Origin of the sequence: Turicibacter faecis (genome assembly GCF_037076425.1) — a bacterium.
GTDB lineage: Bacteria > Bacillota_I > Bacilli_A > MOL361 > Turicibacteraceae > Turicibacter > Turicibacter faecis.
On record NZ_AP028127.1, the window covers coordinates 1,371,201 to 1,388,795 of the forward strand.

Annotated in this window: 15 protein-coding genes and 3 tRNA genes; 2 read left to right on the plus strand and 16 right to left on the minus strand. The window is 35.3% G+C overall.

Annotation, left to right across the window (positions count from 1 at the left end; translation table 11 throughout):
- Nucleotides 1–168: 168 nt before the first annotated feature.
- The 6 genes from clpX to AACH31_RS06530 form a co-directional block, all read right to left on the minus strand.
- A complete protein-coding gene (gene clpX / locus AACH31_RS06505) occupies nt 169–1,395 on the minus strand; it encodes an ATP-dependent Clp protease ATP-binding subunit ClpX (RefSeq protein WP_262950432.1) in 1,227 nt (408 codons plus the stop codon).
- Between the two features lie 182 nt (nt 1,396–1,577).
- Nucleotides 1,578–2,861: a trigger factor gene (gene tig / locus AACH31_RS06510; RefSeq protein WP_161831694.1), complete on the minus strand. Its 1,284-nt coding sequence runs from the start codon at nt 2,859–2,861 to the stop codon at nt 1,578–1,580.
- An 81-nt stretch (nt 2,862–2,942) separates the two neighbouring features.
- Complete coding sequence (locus tag AACH31_RS06515) at nt 2,943–3,896, minus strand: hypothetical protein (RefSeq protein ID WP_161831693.1); 954 nt, start codon at nt 3,894–3,896, stop codon at nt 2,943–2,945.
- A gap of 89 nt (nt 3,897–3,985) precedes the next feature.
- A tRNA-Arg gene (locus AACH31_RS06520) sits at nt 3,986–4,062 on the minus strand.
- A gap of 21 nt (nt 4,063–4,083) precedes the next feature.
- Nucleotides 4,084–4,160, minus strand: a tRNA-Arg gene (locus tag AACH31_RS06525).
- A 142-nt stretch (nt 4,161–4,302) separates the two neighbouring features.
- Nucleotides 4,303–4,692 carry a hypothetical protein gene (locus tag AACH31_RS06530; RefSeq protein ID WP_161831692.1) on the minus strand — a complete coding sequence of 130 codons (390 nt, stop codon included), beginning with the start codon at nt 4,690–4,692 and terminating at the stop codon, nt 4,303–4,305.
- Nucleotides 4,693–4,999: 307 nt separating this feature from the next.
- Between AACH31_RS06530 and AACH31_RS06535 the strand changes: the two genes are divergently transcribed.
- Nucleotides 5,000–5,086: transfer RNA gene (locus AACH31_RS06535), tRNA-Leu, on the plus strand.
- 868 nt (nt 5,087–5,954) lie between these two features.
- On the opposite strand, the gene AACH31_RS06540 is transcribed toward AACH31_RS06535, so the two are convergent.
- From AACH31_RS06540 to AACH31_RS06555, 4 genes are all read right to left on the minus strand, one after another.
- Nucleotides 5,955–6,686: a hypothetical protein gene (locus tag AACH31_RS06540; RefSeq protein ID WP_338617250.1), complete on the minus strand. Its 732-nt coding sequence runs from the start codon at nt 6,684–6,686 to the stop codon at nt 5,955–5,957.
- 149 nt (nt 6,687–6,835) lie between these two features.
- A complete protein-coding gene (locus AACH31_RS06545) occupies nt 6,836–7,402 on the minus strand; it encodes a hypothetical protein (protein ID WP_161831690.1) in 567 nt (188 codons plus the stop codon).
- A gap of 114 nt (nt 7,403–7,516) precedes the next feature.
- Complete coding sequence (gene dcuC / locus AACH31_RS06550) at nt 7,517–8,872, minus strand: C4-dicarboxylate transporter DcuC (protein WP_338617253.1); 1,356 nt, start codon at nt 8,870–8,872, stop codon at nt 7,517–7,519.
- Between the two features lie 113 nt (nt 8,873–8,985).
- Entirely contained in the window at nt 8,986–9,366 is a 381-nt protein-coding gene (locus AACH31_RS06555) for a zinc ribbon domain-containing protein (RefSeq protein WP_161831688.1), read from the minus strand.
- 148 nt (nt 9,367–9,514) lie between these two features.
- Between AACH31_RS06555 and AACH31_RS06560 the strand changes: the two genes are divergently transcribed.
- Nucleotides 9,515–11,707: an ATP-dependent helicase gene (locus AACH31_RS06560; RefSeq protein ID WP_161831687.1), complete on the plus strand. Its 2,193-nt coding sequence runs from the start codon at nt 9,515–9,517 to the stop codon at nt 11,705–11,707.
- Nucleotides 11,708–11,741: 34 nt separating this feature from the next.
- On the opposite strand, the gene AACH31_RS06565 is transcribed toward AACH31_RS06560, so the two are convergent.
- The 6 genes from AACH31_RS06565 to AACH31_RS06590 all read right to left on the minus strand — a co-directional run bounded on the left by AACH31_RS06565 (nt 11,742) and on the right by AACH31_RS06590 (nt 17,536).
- Entirely contained in the window at nt 11,742–11,894 is a 153-nt protein-coding gene (locus AACH31_RS06565) for a hypothetical protein (RefSeq protein WP_172676248.1), read from the minus strand.
- Nucleotides 11,895–12,018: 124 nt separating this feature from the next.
- Nucleotides 12,019–12,684 carry a Crp/Fnr family transcriptional regulator gene (locus AACH31_RS06570; protein ID WP_338617256.1) on the minus strand — a complete coding sequence of 222 codons (666 nt, stop codon included), beginning with the start codon at nt 12,682–12,684 and terminating at the stop codon, nt 12,019–12,021.
- A gap of 121 nt (nt 12,685–12,805) precedes the next feature.
- Nucleotides 12,806–14,086 carry a branched-chain amino acid transport system II carrier protein gene (gene brnQ, locus AACH31_RS06575; RefSeq protein WP_161831685.1) on the minus strand — a complete coding sequence of 427 codons (1,281 nt, stop codon included), beginning with the start codon at nt 14,084–14,086 and terminating at the stop codon, nt 12,806–12,808.
- A 60-nt stretch (nt 14,087–14,146) separates the two neighbouring features.
- Nucleotides 14,147–15,085, minus strand: coding sequence for a TRM11 family SAM-dependent methyltransferase (locus tag AACH31_RS06580; protein ID WP_202618730.1), 939 nt, complete (start codon nt 15,083–15,085; stop codon nt 14,147–14,149).
- An 847-nt stretch (nt 15,086–15,932) separates the two neighbouring features.
- Nucleotides 15,933–16,511: an accessory gene regulator ArgB-like protein gene (locus AACH31_RS06585; RefSeq protein ID WP_161831683.1), complete on the minus strand. Its 579-nt coding sequence runs from the start codon at nt 16,509–16,511 to the stop codon at nt 15,933–15,935.
- 302 nt (nt 16,512–16,813) lie between these two features.
- The gene (locus tag AACH31_RS06590; protein WP_338507301.1) at nt 16,814–17,536 is read right to left on the minus strand and encodes a LytR/AlgR family response regulator transcription factor; all 723 of its coding nucleotides are present in this window, start codon (nt 17,534–17,536) and stop codon (nt 16,814–16,816) included.
- Nucleotides 17,537–17,595: the final 59 nt, after the last annotated feature.

The following is a 17,595-nucleotide window of genomic DNA, read 5'->3' on the forward strand; positions in this document are numbered from 1 at the left end:
TAACGAAAATCTTAAAACTTTCTGTTATCATAATAGCTCCGTTTATTAAAACGATGACCGTATTTCCTAAGCGAATATTTTAACTAATATAGAAAAGGAAGCTATTAGCTTCCTTACTCTACCTTTTATTATAGCACAAATCCATTCAAATATATGACTAAATACACATTATGCTACATCATTTTTAAAAACTAATGTTGGTCTTTCATTATGTTCAATTACTTCACGGGTAATGATACATTTTTCAATATTATCCGTTGAAGGGATTTCAAACATAACATCCGTCATAATAGCTTCGATAATTGAACGTAATCCACGTGCACCCGTTTTACGCTCAACCGCCTTCTCTGCAATGGCCGAAATCGCACCTTCATCAAACTCTAAAGAAACATTATCCATTTGGAAGATTTTTTTATACTGTTTTGTCAATGCATTTTTCGGTTCTGTTAAAATACGTACTAAGTCTTCCACCTCTAATGGATTTAACGCACCGATAATTGGAAATCTACCAATGAACTCCGGAATCAAACCAAATTTCAATAAATCATCCGGCTGAATATGACTGTAGATTTCTTTTTTACTCATATTATTAGCGACTGAGTCTGCCCCAAATCCAATAACTTTTTTACCAATACGACGTTTTACAACCTCTTCGATTCCGGCAAAAGCCCCACCTGCCATGAATAAAATATTCGTTGTATCGATTTGGATAAACTCTTGATTTGGATGCTTACGCCCACCTTGTGGTGGTACATTTGCTACAACACCTTCTAAGATTTTTAACAATGCTTGTTGAACCCCTTCACCCGAAACATCTCGTGTAATTGAAGGGTTGTCAGAACGACGTGCAATTTTATCAATTTCATCAATATAGATAATTCCACGTTGTGCTTTTTCAACATTAAAATCAGCGGCTTGTAATAAACGAAGTAAAATGTTTTCAACATCTTCTCCTACGTACCCTGCCTCCGTTAATGACGTTGCATCTGCAATAGCAAACGGAACATCCAACACTTTAGCTAGTGTTTGTGCGAGTAATGTTTTTCCACTTCCCGTTGATCCAAGCAATAAGATATTACTTTTTGAGATTACAACTCCATCGTCACCTTCATGATTTGAAGTTAGGCGCTTATAGTGATTATAAACCGCTACAGCTAGCACCTTTTTCACTGCTTCTTGACCAATTACATATTCATTTAATAATTCATAAATCTCTTTTGGTTTCGGTAAAGTTTTAAACTCTTCGCTTAATTCATCTGACTGTTCATTCTCAATAATTTCCGAGCACATCTGAATACATTCATCACAAATGTAAACCCCCGGTCCGGCAATTATTTTATTGACTTCATCATGACTTTTCCCACAAAATGAGCAGGTAATATCAATATTATTCATCCTTTACACCTCCATACAGTGACAAATCTCATTATTGAGTAACCACTACCAATATATTCAGTGCCTTACTAATTTATTAACATCTATTTTTGACATTTTTTGCAATAGCGTATATTGTGCAAAATGAGGCACGAATATCCGCGCCTCATTAAAAGTAATGTGTTTGTGTGTGTAAAAGCTTATTATTTGCGAACTGATTTTTCAACAATAAAGTCAACAGCTTTTTGAACTTTTAAATCTTCTTTTAACATCGCTAAACTTGGTAATTGAGCCTTTAACTCTTCTAATTCACGTCCATAAGCTTGAGCAATTTCTGCTAATTTTTCATTAACTTCTTCTTCAGTTACATCGATATTTTCAGCTTTTACAATTGCTTCTAATGTTAAATTGTAGCTTAAGCGTTTTTCTGCCTCAGGACGTAATTGTGCCTTAAATTTATCCATATCCATTCCAGTAAATTGGAAGTATAAATCTAAATTAAATCCTTGCATTTGGAAACGTTGATCGGCTTCACGAACCATTTGAGCAACTTCTGAATCAATCATTTCAGATGGAATCTCAAATTTTGCGTTTTCAGTTACTTTTTCAACAACTGTATCAATAACATGGTTGCGTGCTGCTGTTTCTTTTTGATCTTTTAATGTTTTTTCTAAGTCCGCTTTTAAATCTGAAATTGTTTCAATTCCTTCGCGATCTAAATCTTTTACGAACTCATCATCTAAAGTTGGTAATTCACGAGTCTTCACTTCGTGTAAAGTAACTTTAAATGTTGCATCAGCACCTGCTAAATCTGCTGCGTGATATTCTTTAGGGAATGTCACATTGATTTCTTTTGTTTCTCCTGTTTTCATTCCAATTAATTGCTCTTCAAATCCTGGAATGAATGAGTTTGAACCGATCACTAATGGGTGGTTTTCACCTTTTCCACCTTCAAAGGCAACACCATCTTTAAATCCTTCATAATCGATAACAGCTGTATCTCCGTTTTCAACAGCTCCTTCTTTAACAACAATCTCAGCATGATTTTGTAATAATTTTTCTAATTCATTTTCGACGTCTTTTTCTGTTACTTCTGTCGATAACTCTTCAACTTCAATTCCTGTGTATTGTCCTAATTCAACTTCAGGTTTTACAACAACTGTTGCTTCAGCTACTAACTCTTTACCTTTTCCGATTTCTTTGATATCCCATGTTGGAGCAGCAACAGGAGCAATGTTTGTTTCTTCAATTGCATTTACATAAGCTTGAGGTAAGATTGCATCTAATGCGTCCTCGTATAAAGCTTCTACCCCAAATTTTTGTTCAAACATTGGACGTGGTACTTTCCCTTTACGGAATCCTGGAACTTGTAAATTTTTTGATACCTTTTTAAATGCAGCGTCTAATGCTTTATCAAATGATTCTGCTGAAAGAGTAATTGTTAATTTTACTTTATTTTTTTCAATTGTTTCAACTTTAACTGCCATTTCTTCTAACCTCCATTAATAAACGTTTCGTTTACATCCTTGTAACAACTTCTAAATTATAACATAGCCTTTTTCTAATTTCTACATTAATGATGATAAACTTAGGATATACTGACTCATTTTGTATGTAATGTCAGGATTTGTTGGAGCCGTTTCACAGCTATTCAACCCCTCTAAATCTAACCCAAAAACTTGCTGGGCCAACTCCTTTATCACGTCATCCTCATAAAAATCATCTATAAAAGGAAATGAGTATTGATAAAAATACACAAGTAATTGCTTCAGCTCTTCCTGGATGCACTCGTCTAACTTTAACATCTCTAATCGTTCAATTGCATAGGCATAACACCTCTCCATTTTTTTTAAAACTGCTGGCTCTGCTAAAACACGCCTAGTAACTCCATTAGCTTTAAAGGTAATGACACCTTGTAAATTTTTACGACTCATCAATTCAAATAACGCTGTTTTAACAAAAGGAATTTCACAACTATTGGTTATATCTTCTAATACATGGGTGAATGGCATTAATCGCTCCTCTTCAACCTCATATAAATCTGAAATAATAGAGAATTTCAATTTTAAATTAGTCCCGGTTTGAAGGGTATCTATTTTTTTCACTATCTGTTCATACCAATAATTCTCATAATAATCCTTTAAAGAGTACATTAGCTCCTTTAAATTTTTTATAGAAAATGATGATAACTGATTAAAGTAAAAATTTTCTTTTTGTTGTCGCATTTCCTTTTGGTTTTGAAAAATAGCAACCAATATATCATGTGCAGCAATCGTTAAATCTAAACGTTTCTTTTCAAAAATAGAAGCAATTAATCGATCGACTGCATCAAATTCACGTTTTAGTGTATAGGCCGACATTAATTGTTTTTTTATTTCTGTCCCAATATCAACGCATGTAACGGATACTAAGAAGTCCTCTAACAAGCAAATAGCCTGATCAATATACCCCTTCTCAATCAACTCAATCGATTGTTCAATTTTCGCTCGATAATTAGTCTGTAATTCATAAATTTTGGCCACTCTTACCCCTCACTCTTTACTGCTTACAGAGAAAGCAGCTTAAAATACAAAAAAAGAACTACTTAGTGTAGTCCATCATTATCGTTAAATGGCATCCCGGGAGGGATTCGAACCCCCGACCGACGGCTTAGAAGGCCGTTGCTCTATCCAGCTGAGCTACCGAGACTTAATAGTTATTTAAATGAAATGGCATCCCGGGAGGGATTCGAACCCCCGACCGACGGCTTAGAAGGCCGTTGCTCTATCCAGCTGAGCTACCGAGACATGTTTTCCAATTACACAACTTATTCTAAATCATTTAGTTTCATTTGTAAAGCCTTATTTAACAATTTTTTTCTTTTTTCTTCAAACATTAGAGCCATTATGTTTGTTATTAATTAAAAAGAGGGAATTATTCCCCCTTTAATTAAACAAGATGATGAGCTTTATATGCCCCTTCTAACGTTGGAACATGAATACAACGAATGTCATATTCTCCATACGTCATACTTTCTAATTTATAAATCCATGCCCACGGATCACAAGGAAACATATGAATGACATCAACATATTTTTCATAGAAATCATTTAAATAGCGTCGGCACTCCTCTTCTGTCTGAAACGGCATTACAATTTTAACAAATGAGTTCTTATAGTCGCTCACCTTATCCTTAACAAAGGTTTCAAGTAAATCCCCTGTCAACGAAAGTTCACCCCTACTCCACGCTATAATCTTATCTTCCACCTCCTGTAACTGTTGATTAAAACCATCCTCAATCATCATTTGATTTACTACAGGTTTCCAATAGACGTTCATCGTCAATCCCCCCAAATGGTTTTAGTCGCACTTTCTTCATATTCCTCCTCCCTGCCCTTTAGAAAGCGCTTTACACCTAATCATACGTAACTAAGCTTAAAAAGATGAATACTTTAGATAAATTAAATTATTTTTGATTTTCGAGGCGACTCCACTTAAAAATCATCCTCCCCTTCATTAAACTAAATGCTAAGTCTAATTCATAAACTGAGATGGATGCAAATGGATCCGCTGTTGTATTATATTTCTTTTTTTTGATTTTTTAGCTTGATTAATCATCTAATTATGTTATAATTAAATTGTAAATGCCAGTGTGGCGGAATTGGTAGACGCAGTGGACTCAAAATCCACCGAAGTTTACTTCATGCCGGTTCGAGTCCGGCCACTGGTACCAATATTGCTAACTAACACCCTGAGTAATTAAGGGTGTTTTTTTTGCATTAGGGCGATTATACAGACATTTTCTCCCCGCCTTCATAGATTATATTGAGGATACCAATTCAAACATCCATCTTAAAAACATCCTATTCATTCAAACATCCAACCTTCCTACACTTTTATTAACAAGATCTATTTACTTAATCACTTTCGGTATCCTCAGTCGATTAAGGACAGTAGAATAACTCTAATTATTCATTCTAATTTACAAATACAATTTCCTATCCATAACTTATCATTCTCCTACATTCTCTCTACTTTTTAAAAGTATTCCTATCCATTTTATACAGTTATTTTTATAAACTATTAAATTTACCACACCATATTACATTTTTTACACCACTATACTGTCACTTAAAAAAGATCTCCTGATTCAGAGACTCCCCTTCTAGAGGATGTCATCGGGAGGTCTTTTTCTTATTCTATCCTTCTCACCCCATCGCGTTTATCTCGTTAAACACTCATTAACCGATCCGACTATTATCAAATCATACAAAAAAAGGAACGCCAGTCAATCTATGAGCAGCGCCCTATAATAGAACATGAAATATAAATTCCTGTAAAGTTAATTTACATAAGGGGGAGAAACATACGATTCTTTGATGTTATCATTTTTATTTTTCTAAAATCACCTACTTATTATAAGTATTCAATTCAAAAGTTAAAAAAAGAGTTCACTTAAAATCCAATAAGTAATACACATTTCAAAAATGGCACCAAAAATAAAAGCTTCTATCGTCATATTAATCACTCCCCTACAAAAATGTCATATCCTTAGTATTTATTTTTTTTTATATTTTACACCATCTTTTTATGATTTTTTATTACTGTGAAATGGATGTTCGATAAACGAAATAACTCCCCTTCTTAAAGCCAATATTTGAGTGTACATATCCTAATGTATCATTATGTGAGCGACCTAGAATTCGTTGCGTTAAAACAAGATCATGACCAGGTAGCGAATCCTGGCTTTTAATAGCACTCGAACGACTAACCGGCGCTACGACCCCTTTTAATGTCTGTTTCAGCTCACCTTTTTCATTATAAATAGCTTCAAGGTAATCTTGACTTCGCTTAGAGACATCTACTACCGTTACTTCCTGTGTATTTAAATTTTTAATTTCAACCTGATAATTTGGTAAATACGATACCTGAAATTTAAGCTTCTCCTCTAACATCTTATTACTAAATCCGAGCATCATTTTCGCCTCGTGATTAAAGAAAATGTAATAATCCACTTGGTTTCCCGTTCCACCACTAAAGATGTAGACACCGATATCTAATTGCCCGTTATGGGAAAAATCAACTAAGTCAATTCCTCCCCCCATCCCCTTTGACGTCGGAATAGGGTAAAATTCTCTTTCGCTAGTTACCCCACTTTCAATAACAAGCGTTATATCATGATAAATTAACTGATCCCCCTCCTTCATACCAAGCAAATAAATTTGGTCTACTTTCCCATTCCCTGCAAGTGATATACTTTCATGGGCAAGTTCAACAACTTCACTTCTAACGTACCGATAATCGGATTGATACCCACTAATTCCATATTCCATCTTATCGCCTCACTTTTACAATCTACTTTACTATATGCAAAACGTTCGCCTAACGAAACTAAATAAATCAAAAGGCACCTTATTTCACTTGTCGCCCCTATTTCTAATAATAAAAAAACGACGAGTAGAAAACATCTACCCATCGTTTTTTAATTTTCCCCTCGCACCATTTCCTCAAAAGTTGCTCGATCACTATACTCTATTTCATCGAGTTCCCATTCATAAAGAAATGCTAGTGGCGCACACTCTGTTGGTTTAATCATATTAAAACGAATATACTGTTCATCCATTGTTTTTATAATGATTGAAGCCTTATTATACGTCTGATTTCCAAGTGCTAATTTAATTTTCATCCGTCTATATTGGTCCGTTTTAGCACAGCAATCCTCGTAATAGAAAAATCGATAATTTTCGCTATCAATAAAACGCTCCGTTAAGTATAGTTTATTTTGTTTATCATATTCTCTATTGGTTTCTTGCCCCAATGGATGTCTCATAATTAAATTCACATGGTAAGCTACGATTTCAAGTGGTGTCGGGTGACTAAAATTAATATAGTTTAACACAATAAGACCTATTATTGTCAACACCAAGACAACATAGTAACACCAAACTTCATTAAATAAAACAGGACCTACTACAATGTAGCGCATTAAAAATGCTAGGGCAATCAATAGGTCATACACAAATAAAAAGGTTCGATTAACTCTAAGCATTATAATCCCCCCTCTATCCTTTCAGGGTTAATAACCCTCTTTAATGCATTATATGAAAAAATAAAGGATATGGAACTTAAACCTATCAATTAATCCATCTTTTTACCTAACTCATTAAAACAACAGATAAGAAAGAAGCATTGATAAAATCATTCCAATAATCGACGGAACAATGGTCCGCTTCACTAATCGATACGGCGCAACCTTCAACATCGATGAAATAATGATAACCGTTGGTGAAACAGGAGAAATACTTTTTACTAAATGAGACACAAATTGCATAGGAATAGCCAACATTAACGGATTGACAAATGGAGCAAAACTTGGCATAAGCTCAACACAGGCATAAAAAAGAGCTAATCCACTTCCACTTAGTAAACCAATTCCTAACGCAAGCAAACAGAAAAATAACATTAGAATAAAACTAGCTCCTGCTAATTGATGAATTTCTCCAGTCAGGAAATCAATCACCCCTATTACCTTTAATCCTTCAACAAATGTCATCGCCGCAATAACTTGAATAACAACGGTCGTCAATCCAACCCCCATCCCATCAAAAAAGCATTGAATAGATTCAAAGCCATGTTGAATTGAACGTTTTCTAATAACCTCACATAAAATGGCAAGGACAAAAGAACACAATGTGACCTCAACCATTCCCACATTAACTTTCTTTAAAATGACATTAAAAATAATGAGAATAATTAACGGCAACATTGGTAAAATAGCATAAAATCGTGGGACACAAGTAGCCCCCACACCTGACTCTATAATTTCGGATTTAAATGAAAAGCCTGACGCTTGCTCCCTCTTATCACAGAATCGTTGCCAAAAAAAGTGAATCACCGCTAGAATTAAAATAACGGGTAATGAAACTTTCGCATGATAATCAAAAACGTATGTCCCTACGTCCATTGAAAGTGCATCCGCCGCTAAAATATTATCTGCACCTAATGGAGTCGGTGCAATCGTAGCGGCCATTGCAATGACAGCCCCAACACTGAGTGGAGAAACACCTGCCGAAACTAAAATTGGATAAGCTGTTGTCATCAGGAGAACTGATAAGCTAGAAGCACTTGGGATCATTAGCCCTAAAACATTTCCAATCAAATAAAAAAATGGAATTAATAACGCCTTGTATTTAAGCCTTGATAAAGGACGACTAAATAAATAAACAGTCATTTGGTTAGCCCCAATCTCCCTCATGAAGGCAGTATAACCGAATAATAACATTAAAATAAAACTAGCCCCTGTTAATTGCTTAGTAAACACTTCTCCAATCAACTTAAATAAATCAAAAAATGGAACACCGCTACTTTTTTCTTCCGTTAAAAGCGGGATGTGTAAAAAAATGGCGCAAATCATTAAAAGAATCCCACTGAAAAACATTACCCACTTAATCTCAACCTTCTTTTTAATTAAATAACCAGCAATCATTAGTACCAATAAGGTGATTAAAACGATAATCATATCTCATCTTCCCTTCTCAATTATCCTATAAATAACCTTATTATACTAAAATACTACAAAAAATGCTATAAAAAATCCTTCGCAAGAAGTTTTCTCCTTGGAAGGACCTTATTTTATAAATGCCAATCAATCTTATCCGACTGAGGGGCCCGACATTGCGGACAATATTTATCATTTTCACTCAATTCATAACCACAATTTTCACACGCCCGAATTTGTTTCACTTGGTTAATCTCTACTTGTATTTTTCGAATTTTTGATTTTTGTAATGAAATCTGATGAAAAAGTTCCTGCACTTGTTCAGAATGTGAGAGATCTGTTACTTTATTCGTATAAACAAATTCACCCAATTGCTCAAATAGTTCGTTTAACTCAAGCTTTGCGGCATTTAATGACATTGTTAGCTTCCCAATCTCTAACCATTTATTTGTTTGTTTAAGACCTGATTCGGCCGTTTTAGATACTGTTTTTTGTAGATCATCCCAAAAAGCCACATCATCACCTTCTTCCCTACATTATCATATTAAGCGAATCACTATTTGGTCCATATTTCCTATGATATTTCACATAAGAAGAAGTCAAAAATTTAAACTTCTTGTATAATAAAAGAAAGACCATTACATTTAAAAGGAGGATTCATAAATGGCTGATGCACTAAGCGTTTATTTACTTGATAATTACAATATAACACTTACCCCTGAACAAAAACAGGCGGTTGAAGCCTTAGATGGACCGACCTGCGTTATTAGCTGTCCTGGAAGTGGAAAAACGACAGTCACTGTCATTCGGCTTGCCAATCTAATTGTTAAGGGAAACGTTTCACCTCATCAAATTTTAGCCTTAACCTTTTCTAAGGCTTCAGCTAAAGATATGAATGAGCGTTTCCAATCCCTTTTTCCAACGTTAGCCCCTCACGTGAAATTCTCCACTATTCATAGTTTTGCCTTTCACGTTATTCGACACTTCGAAAAAATAACCGGATCGCATTACCAATTTATTGAGTCGACCGCACCATCTCACATAAATAAAAAACAACTCCTTTCTGCCATCTACCTTGAACAAACCGAACGTTATTTAAGCGATGATGAATATGAGACCTTAACTGGACAAATTAGTCTTCTAAAAAATCTAATGATTTCTCCGAGTCAAACAAATGAAATCAAGCAATACGTCGAAGAGGAACAGGCATTATTTATCCAAATTTATCGGGCATATGAAGCAAAAAAAGAAGCCCACCATTTTCTCGATTATGATGATTTGTTAACAACCGCCTTTTACATCTTAAAAAACCATGATTCCTTACGAAATTTTTATCAACAAAAATATACTCATATTCAAATTGATGAAGCTCAAGATACCTCGAAAATTCAATACGAGTTCATTAAACTACTTGCGGCCCCTTTAAATAATCTTTTCTTAGTGGGCGACGACGATCAGAGTATTTATGCGTTTCGCGGTGCCTACCCCAAACAACTATTAGATTTTAAAAAAACATATCCAGAGGCAACCTTTATCTATTTAACCGATAATTTTCGTTCTAGCAAAGACATTGTCGACCTTTCGTCTAGATTTATTAGTTCTAATACCGAGAGGTACCCTAAGGAGATTAAAACCCCTAATCCAAAGGGTCCCCTTCCCATTCTTCATCATTTTCAAAATGAACGCGAACAATTTGATTATCTCATCGAACAACTAAAGCAAATAAATAATCTTAATCAAGTGGCAATTTTATACCGGCAAAATGTCTCTGCTATCTCACTCATCGAACATTTAGAACGAAATCAATTACCTTTCTGTTTACAAGAGGGACGTATCTCCTTTTTTTCACATCCCATTGTTAAAGATATCGTCGCCTTTTTTCACTTGTCTCTTTATCCTCAAGATGCCGAAGCTTTTAAACGCATTGCAAAGGTGCTATATTTATCGGCCGCCACGATCTCAGCGGCACTTTCGCAGACTAAAAACTCATACCTTGACTTTCTAACCCAGGAAGTTACCTTTAAAACGACCTTCCAGCAAAAGAAAATTAGAAAATTCAAACTCCTTCTTCCAAAAATAATCACTCTTCCACCAAGAAGAGCCATTAACTATATTTTGGATTCCCTTGATTATGAATCCTATTTGGTAAAAAAGGGATTTTTAAAGGATGAAAAGGAGCGTACTTATACCCAGGGAATTGCTATCATTGAAACATTAAAAGGTATCGCAACGGAAACGAGCGATGTCCATGAATTTTTGAATCGATTATCTCATCTCTATCGCCTTAGCCATCAAAATATAACATCTGCTCAAAATGCCGTTCGCCTGCTCACTTTCCACGCTTCAAAAGGATTAGAATTTGACACCGTGTTTCTGATCGACTGCATGGATGGAATAACTCCCTCTTCAAACGCGCTTACTCAACACCTTTTAAAAGATGATGCAGAGTTTGAGGAAGAACGACGACTTTTTTATGTAGCCATGACGAGAGCGCGTCATCAGCTATACCTTCTGAGTATTTCTAGTAAGCATAACATGATTTTTGATCGCTCCATCTTTATCAAAGAAGTCCATAAAATCCTGAATCCTAATCCACAATTCCAATCCAATGAATCTACTAAACGTACATTAAGCGGTAAGAAAATAAATGATTTGAAAATTTTACCTGGGTCTTTAGTTAATTTAGATGATTATACGGTTGGAACATTAATTTCTCATCAACAATTTGGTGACGGAATTATTACGGACCGTGAAGGAGAAATTGCTACTATTCAATTTCATTCATCCAAACAAGAAAAACGTATCAGTTTAAAAATTACGGTATCAAACGGAAATCTTACTTTAAAGTCCTCTTAAAAAGGTCTATCCATTACACGGATAGACCTTTCTTTTATACACGTCCCGCTTTAACATGCCCATGTTTTGCTTTTCCCTGAATTTCTGGAACAGGTGGCATATCGTTTTTAGGATGTTTATTTTTCTTATTGCTTTCAGTTCCATGAGGTTCACTAGGATCTGGACGACGCATTCCTTTTTTAGCCATGCGAATCACCTCGCTTTCCCTCATAGTATAAACAAAAGCCAACAACTCATACCTCTAAACTACACACTCGAACCTAGAATAATCGTCATTGTGATTGAGCGAATTTAAGGCGTTCTTTTCCAATCTAGTTTTTTAAATCATTGGCTAACCATAAACGACTAACTTTAAACGTTCTTCCTTGAACATCTACAAAACCTAAATGCCTCAAGTCTTTCAATAAACGACTCAATGTTTCACGACGAATCCCTAATAAATCAGCTATTTCTTGCCTAGAAATCGGAACAATCACTTCATTCCATCCATCAGATCCTTGCGTTTCTTGCTTCAATAAATTAAACAGCCATTTTTTTAGACGCTCTTCCGCCCCCATAAAAACTTGATCGGTCGCTAGCTGTTGGATCCCTTCTAATCGACGATTCAGATATCGAAACCATTCATAGGTCGCCTCTTTTGTTGATAACACCCCTTCCTCTAACACTTGCCGTGGTAACTTCATCACTCGTGCCCGATTAATGGCAACGGCAGTCGCGGGAAACAAATGCGGAGGATTAAATAAAGTACTTAATGCCAGAAATTGTCCTGTTGTATACAGCGAAAGAATTTTTTCTTGTCCTGTTTCCGACACCCTTACAACCTTGACCATCCCGTGATTAACGTAATAAACATAATCGGCAACCTCAGCCTGAAAAAATAGTGATTGCCCTCTTTGAAGTTGTACTTCTTCCATTTGTACATTTAGCTTTTCCAGTGATTCGATAGACATCTTTTTTAATAGCGGATGATTGTTCACCTTCATTGCCCCCTTTACTACAGAAAACTATCATTTTTACTATTTATCTTATCCTTTTAAAAACCTACTATCCCCAAAAACATTAAAACCCCCTTCTGAATATTTCAGAAGGGGGGAGATATTACTTATTCGATGGGGTAAGCATGGTTGCTAGTAAGAAAACTAAAATTGCTGGTAAACACCAACCGAGTCCCATCTCATTAAATGGTAAATAATCTAAAACATCTTTAAGGCTCGTCACATCAAAAATATTAGCCAACGTTGTTATAGTACTTAGCCCAAGAACAACATAAACAGTACTTGCAATCACTCGATTAGATTTAACCATTCGTCCAAGTAGTGTTAATAAAATTAAAACAATTACAACTGGATAAATAATATCTAATGCCGGCCCTGCTAAAGCAACAATTGAATCTACATCATTTGTCGCCATCAAAATACTAATCACCGTTAGAACCACTGCATTCACAGAATAAGGAATACGTTCTTTAAATAAACGGGTAAAAAAGCTTGCGCTTGCTGTTAACAAGGCAATGGACGTTGTTAAACACGCTAAAATAGCTGAAACACTTAAAAAGACTGCTCCAAAAGATCCAAATACTTCTTTCGTAATATACATAACTAATTGTGTACGGGAAAAACTTAGACTTTCAAGTGATGAGGTTTGTGCCCCTAAATACATCAAGCCTCCATAAACGATGGCAAGACCGATAACCGAAATCAATCCAGAAAGTAAAATAACTTTTGACATACTACGGTGATCCTGATATCCTTTGGCTCTTACAGAAGAGAGTATAATTGAACCAAAAATCATAGCGGCAATGACATCCATCGTCTGATATCCTTCTTTAAATGATAAAGAAAAGGCTCCTTCAACGCCGAGTGACGCAACCTCTCCGATTGGAAATACAATCCCTTTAATAATAATTAAGATTAATACTGTTAATAATCCTGGCGTTAAAAATTTTCCAATTAAATCTACAATCGAAGTCGGTTTTAAAACGAAAAATAAACATATAGCAAAAAAGATTAATGTTGTCACTAAGGCATTAGCCCCAGGAAGAAGTGTAGCTACCCCCAATTCAAATGTAGTCGAAGCCGTTCTTGGAATGGCGATAATAGGACCAATGGCTAAAATTAAGATTGTGGCCGATATTTTAGCAAATAATGGACTTACGCGCGATGCCATTAATTCATAAGAACCCTCAGCACGTGAGCAGGCCATAATTCCAAGTAAGGGTAGACCAACGCCTGTCAATAAGAATCCAATTAATGCTGGTAAAAACTGATCGCCCATCATATTTCCTAAAAAAGCAGGGAAAATTAAATTCCCGGCACCAAAAAACATGGCGAATAACGCAAATCCGATAACAAGTGCGTCTTTAAATAACTTTTGATTCATACTTTTTCCTCCTCTAGCTACCTTTACAGATAACCACCTACAATATCTACTAAACTAAAATTAACGACACATCGTAATGTACCGTGTAAATTTTCCTTTAACAGCTGTACACTGTTCTAAAACTTCGAAACCTACCTCTTTTAATTGTTGGTTCATATTGACTTGTGTCACAATAATGAGTTCATCCGCAATACGACGGGCCTCTTTAATAATCATCCGCTGCACTTCAGGCTCAATTGGATTAAAGTGCCCATAAGGTAAATCCAGAATAGCAACCTCGTAATGCTCCTTAATATCTTGAATATCACCAATTTGAATAACCGGCTCATACCCATAGTGTTTTAAGTTTTCAATTGCTTTTTGTGCCACCTTTGGATTTAATTCATTCCCAACAATTTTTCCACCTACCGTTAAAACTTCGAGAATTACCGTCCCAGCTCCACAGCACGGATCAATAATTTGTCGATGAGGATGACGTCCCACCGCAATGTTAGCCACCGCGCGTGAAACGCGTACACTTAAGGAAAAAGAATAGGAATGGGGTTTATTTTCATGACTTACCCACTCATTCGAATTTGCCTCAAGGATTCCAAATAACCAACGCCCTTCAATTACGGTTAATCCTAATACCTGCTTTGGCTGATACATATCCGCTTCCCCGCCAATTAAGAAACCAATATCTTTTAATCGTTTTAAACGCTCTTGATATGAAAGCTCCTGTCCTTTAAACCTTAAAAAGAGACACTTAAATGTTTCAAGATTTAGAGGATTCTCCTTTACTTGTTGATACAATCCTTCATACGTTGGATGCGAGTATAAAATGGTTAAACGCTCTTTAATAAAAACACTTCGGGACGGGTCAATCGCTAGGCTAGAAAATAGATACTTACCTGTTAGCTCTTGATTAAATAGCACCTTCATCTCTAAACGACATAAAGACTCTTCGCCTTCTGCATAATTAATGATATATAAATAACCATCCATCGTTTCTGTCTTCATCACTTGTAAGCCATCCTTTTCTATTTAATCTTACGGTACATACGATATGTTTCATTATAAAGGACTTTGACTGTGATTTGCAACAAAAAAGAAGTTAAACCGACATTTTAGTCATTCCTTGGCAATTTAATAAAAAAGAATGAACCGATAGCTTCCCACTTCTACCTATTCATTCTCATAAAAGTTTTATAAACAATTCACGACCCTACTCGTTTTCGTCTTTTCTCCCTTGAAGGTTCCCAATCCTTCTTTATTCAAGCTACCAAAAAGGGTAAACCATTTCCGCTACCTTACCCAGGATAAGGTATTCAATCTCTTGTCATGTCCTATGAACTAAAGGTCTCCCATTCCTTTTTTTCATGCTACACAACTAAACGCTACCTAGACACTCCCATATAGACAATCAGTCATCTCATTCTGATTTATTCTCTACTCTCCTACCTTCTAAATCCACTAAATATATCTCTTGATTTCTCCTCGATTCTCCCTTAATCGATGAAATCCGATGACTCCCTAAAAATAACAATATAATCATCAATAAAATCCAAATAAAATTCATTTTTATTTTTTCATCCCTCATGTATGCTCTTCATCCTTTAAATCCTACTATTTTTAATCGTTTTATTCTTTTAACTCACCCTCTATTTTAAATCGATTATTCTACTTTACTTATCACCTCACTTACCCTTTCAGAACTCTTTTTATCACGTGTCGAATATATCATATTTAATTTTATTTTTATACCCCTTTGTGCAAACTGGACGATAACTGTAGCAGTTTGGACAAAATCGATCAAAAATTAAAGTTTTATATCAAAAAAAACGAGAAGCAAAGGAATTTATTTCCTCTACTTCTTGTTGAATAATTTCCCTAATATTAGCAATAATGCAATCCAAAAAACTGCAAATACAGGATACAATAAGAAGGTCAAAAGCGCTCTAATCGGTAAAAGACATATCACAGTCCCCATCACAAAAAAGACCATCATTAAAGAAATTTTCCTGTAGTAGACTTTCTCCTCTCTCTGAAGCGGCTTATTAGGGTGTTCAAGCGGAGCCAACCTATAGATGGTGTAAAAACTTAACCCTAATCCCACTACAATTAACCAACGAATCTCCAAAAAGGATAAATAATGAATTAAAATAAGCGTTACTGTATAGATGGTAGCAAATGTTAAGGTACAAAGCAGATAATTTTTAGCATGATAACCCCCAGTAAATTGACGTAACGTGCAATAACATCCTAAAAATAACCCTGTTCCAATCCACTCTCCAAAAATTCCACCCAATACAAACGCAATCAATACATTTACTATAAAATAAATCAAAATCTCAAATCCATAACGATAAATCTCCGCTTCTTGCGACTCAATCATTCCATAACGAATTAATTGTTGAACGAGCATATTAGCCAATGATTGAAACATATAGCCTCCTTAACATGACACTAAAATTTATCGCTCCTTATATAGAAGAAACAATATCATTCAAAAGTGGGAAACCTTCCCGAATGGAAAACAAATTGAAAGTTATATAACTATTGATTCCTGTTGCATTGGATGAACGTATCTGTATTCCCCATTTGAATTCTCATCTTCAGTTATCCGCCTGCCTCCCCTGACTAAGAAACTACAAGTTGTTTTAGAAATCATTGGGCATCTAACTACAAAGTGAGGCGCATAAATAACAAAGACCAAATCCTTTAAAAGCCCCATCTATCTTTTCCCCCCTAAATTAACTCTCCTAACGCAATCGTCAAGGCAGTTTTTAGGCCAGATAGACGATACTTGCTCACGGGAATTTCTATCCCACCCCGCATTTTAAGTGATTGCGACCCTAGAGATTCTACTTGTCTCAAACTAATAATGTAACTATTATGACAGCGATAAAATCCGGTACCATCTAACTCATTTAAGCGTGTTTCCATTTCAGCAATGCTCATCCGAATCGAATGCGCCCCATTAAGCGTATGAATAATCAAATTAGGACGTTTAGTTTCAATATATAAAATAGAATGGACCCCGATACGAAAAATAGAATTTTTCTCACGTAAGACTAAATCCTGGGTTGTCTTTAAGCGTCGTTCCCTTATACAGGCTAGTATATGTCTTGATAATTTAGTTTCACTTACTGACTTTAGGATATACCGGTAAGCCCGAACTTCATATCCCTCCGGGGCGTAGTCAATGATTGAGGTTAAAAATAAAATATCAACTTGTGTATCATAAATTCTAATCTCTTTCGCTGTCTCAATTCCATTTAATTGTTTCATTTGAATATCTAAAAAAAGAATATCTAATTTTTTAGGATAATTTTCTAAAAGGTCTTCACCCGATTCAAATTCGTAAATATGATGAAAGATTCCAGCGTTATCTAGGACGCGTGTTAGCATTTCTTTAAACTTTAAACGAAACACAGCATCATCATCACATAAAGCGAGGTAAATCATCATGATTGCCCCTTTCTAATATACAATATAATTTTATTATAACATATTTCGACATCTTTTAT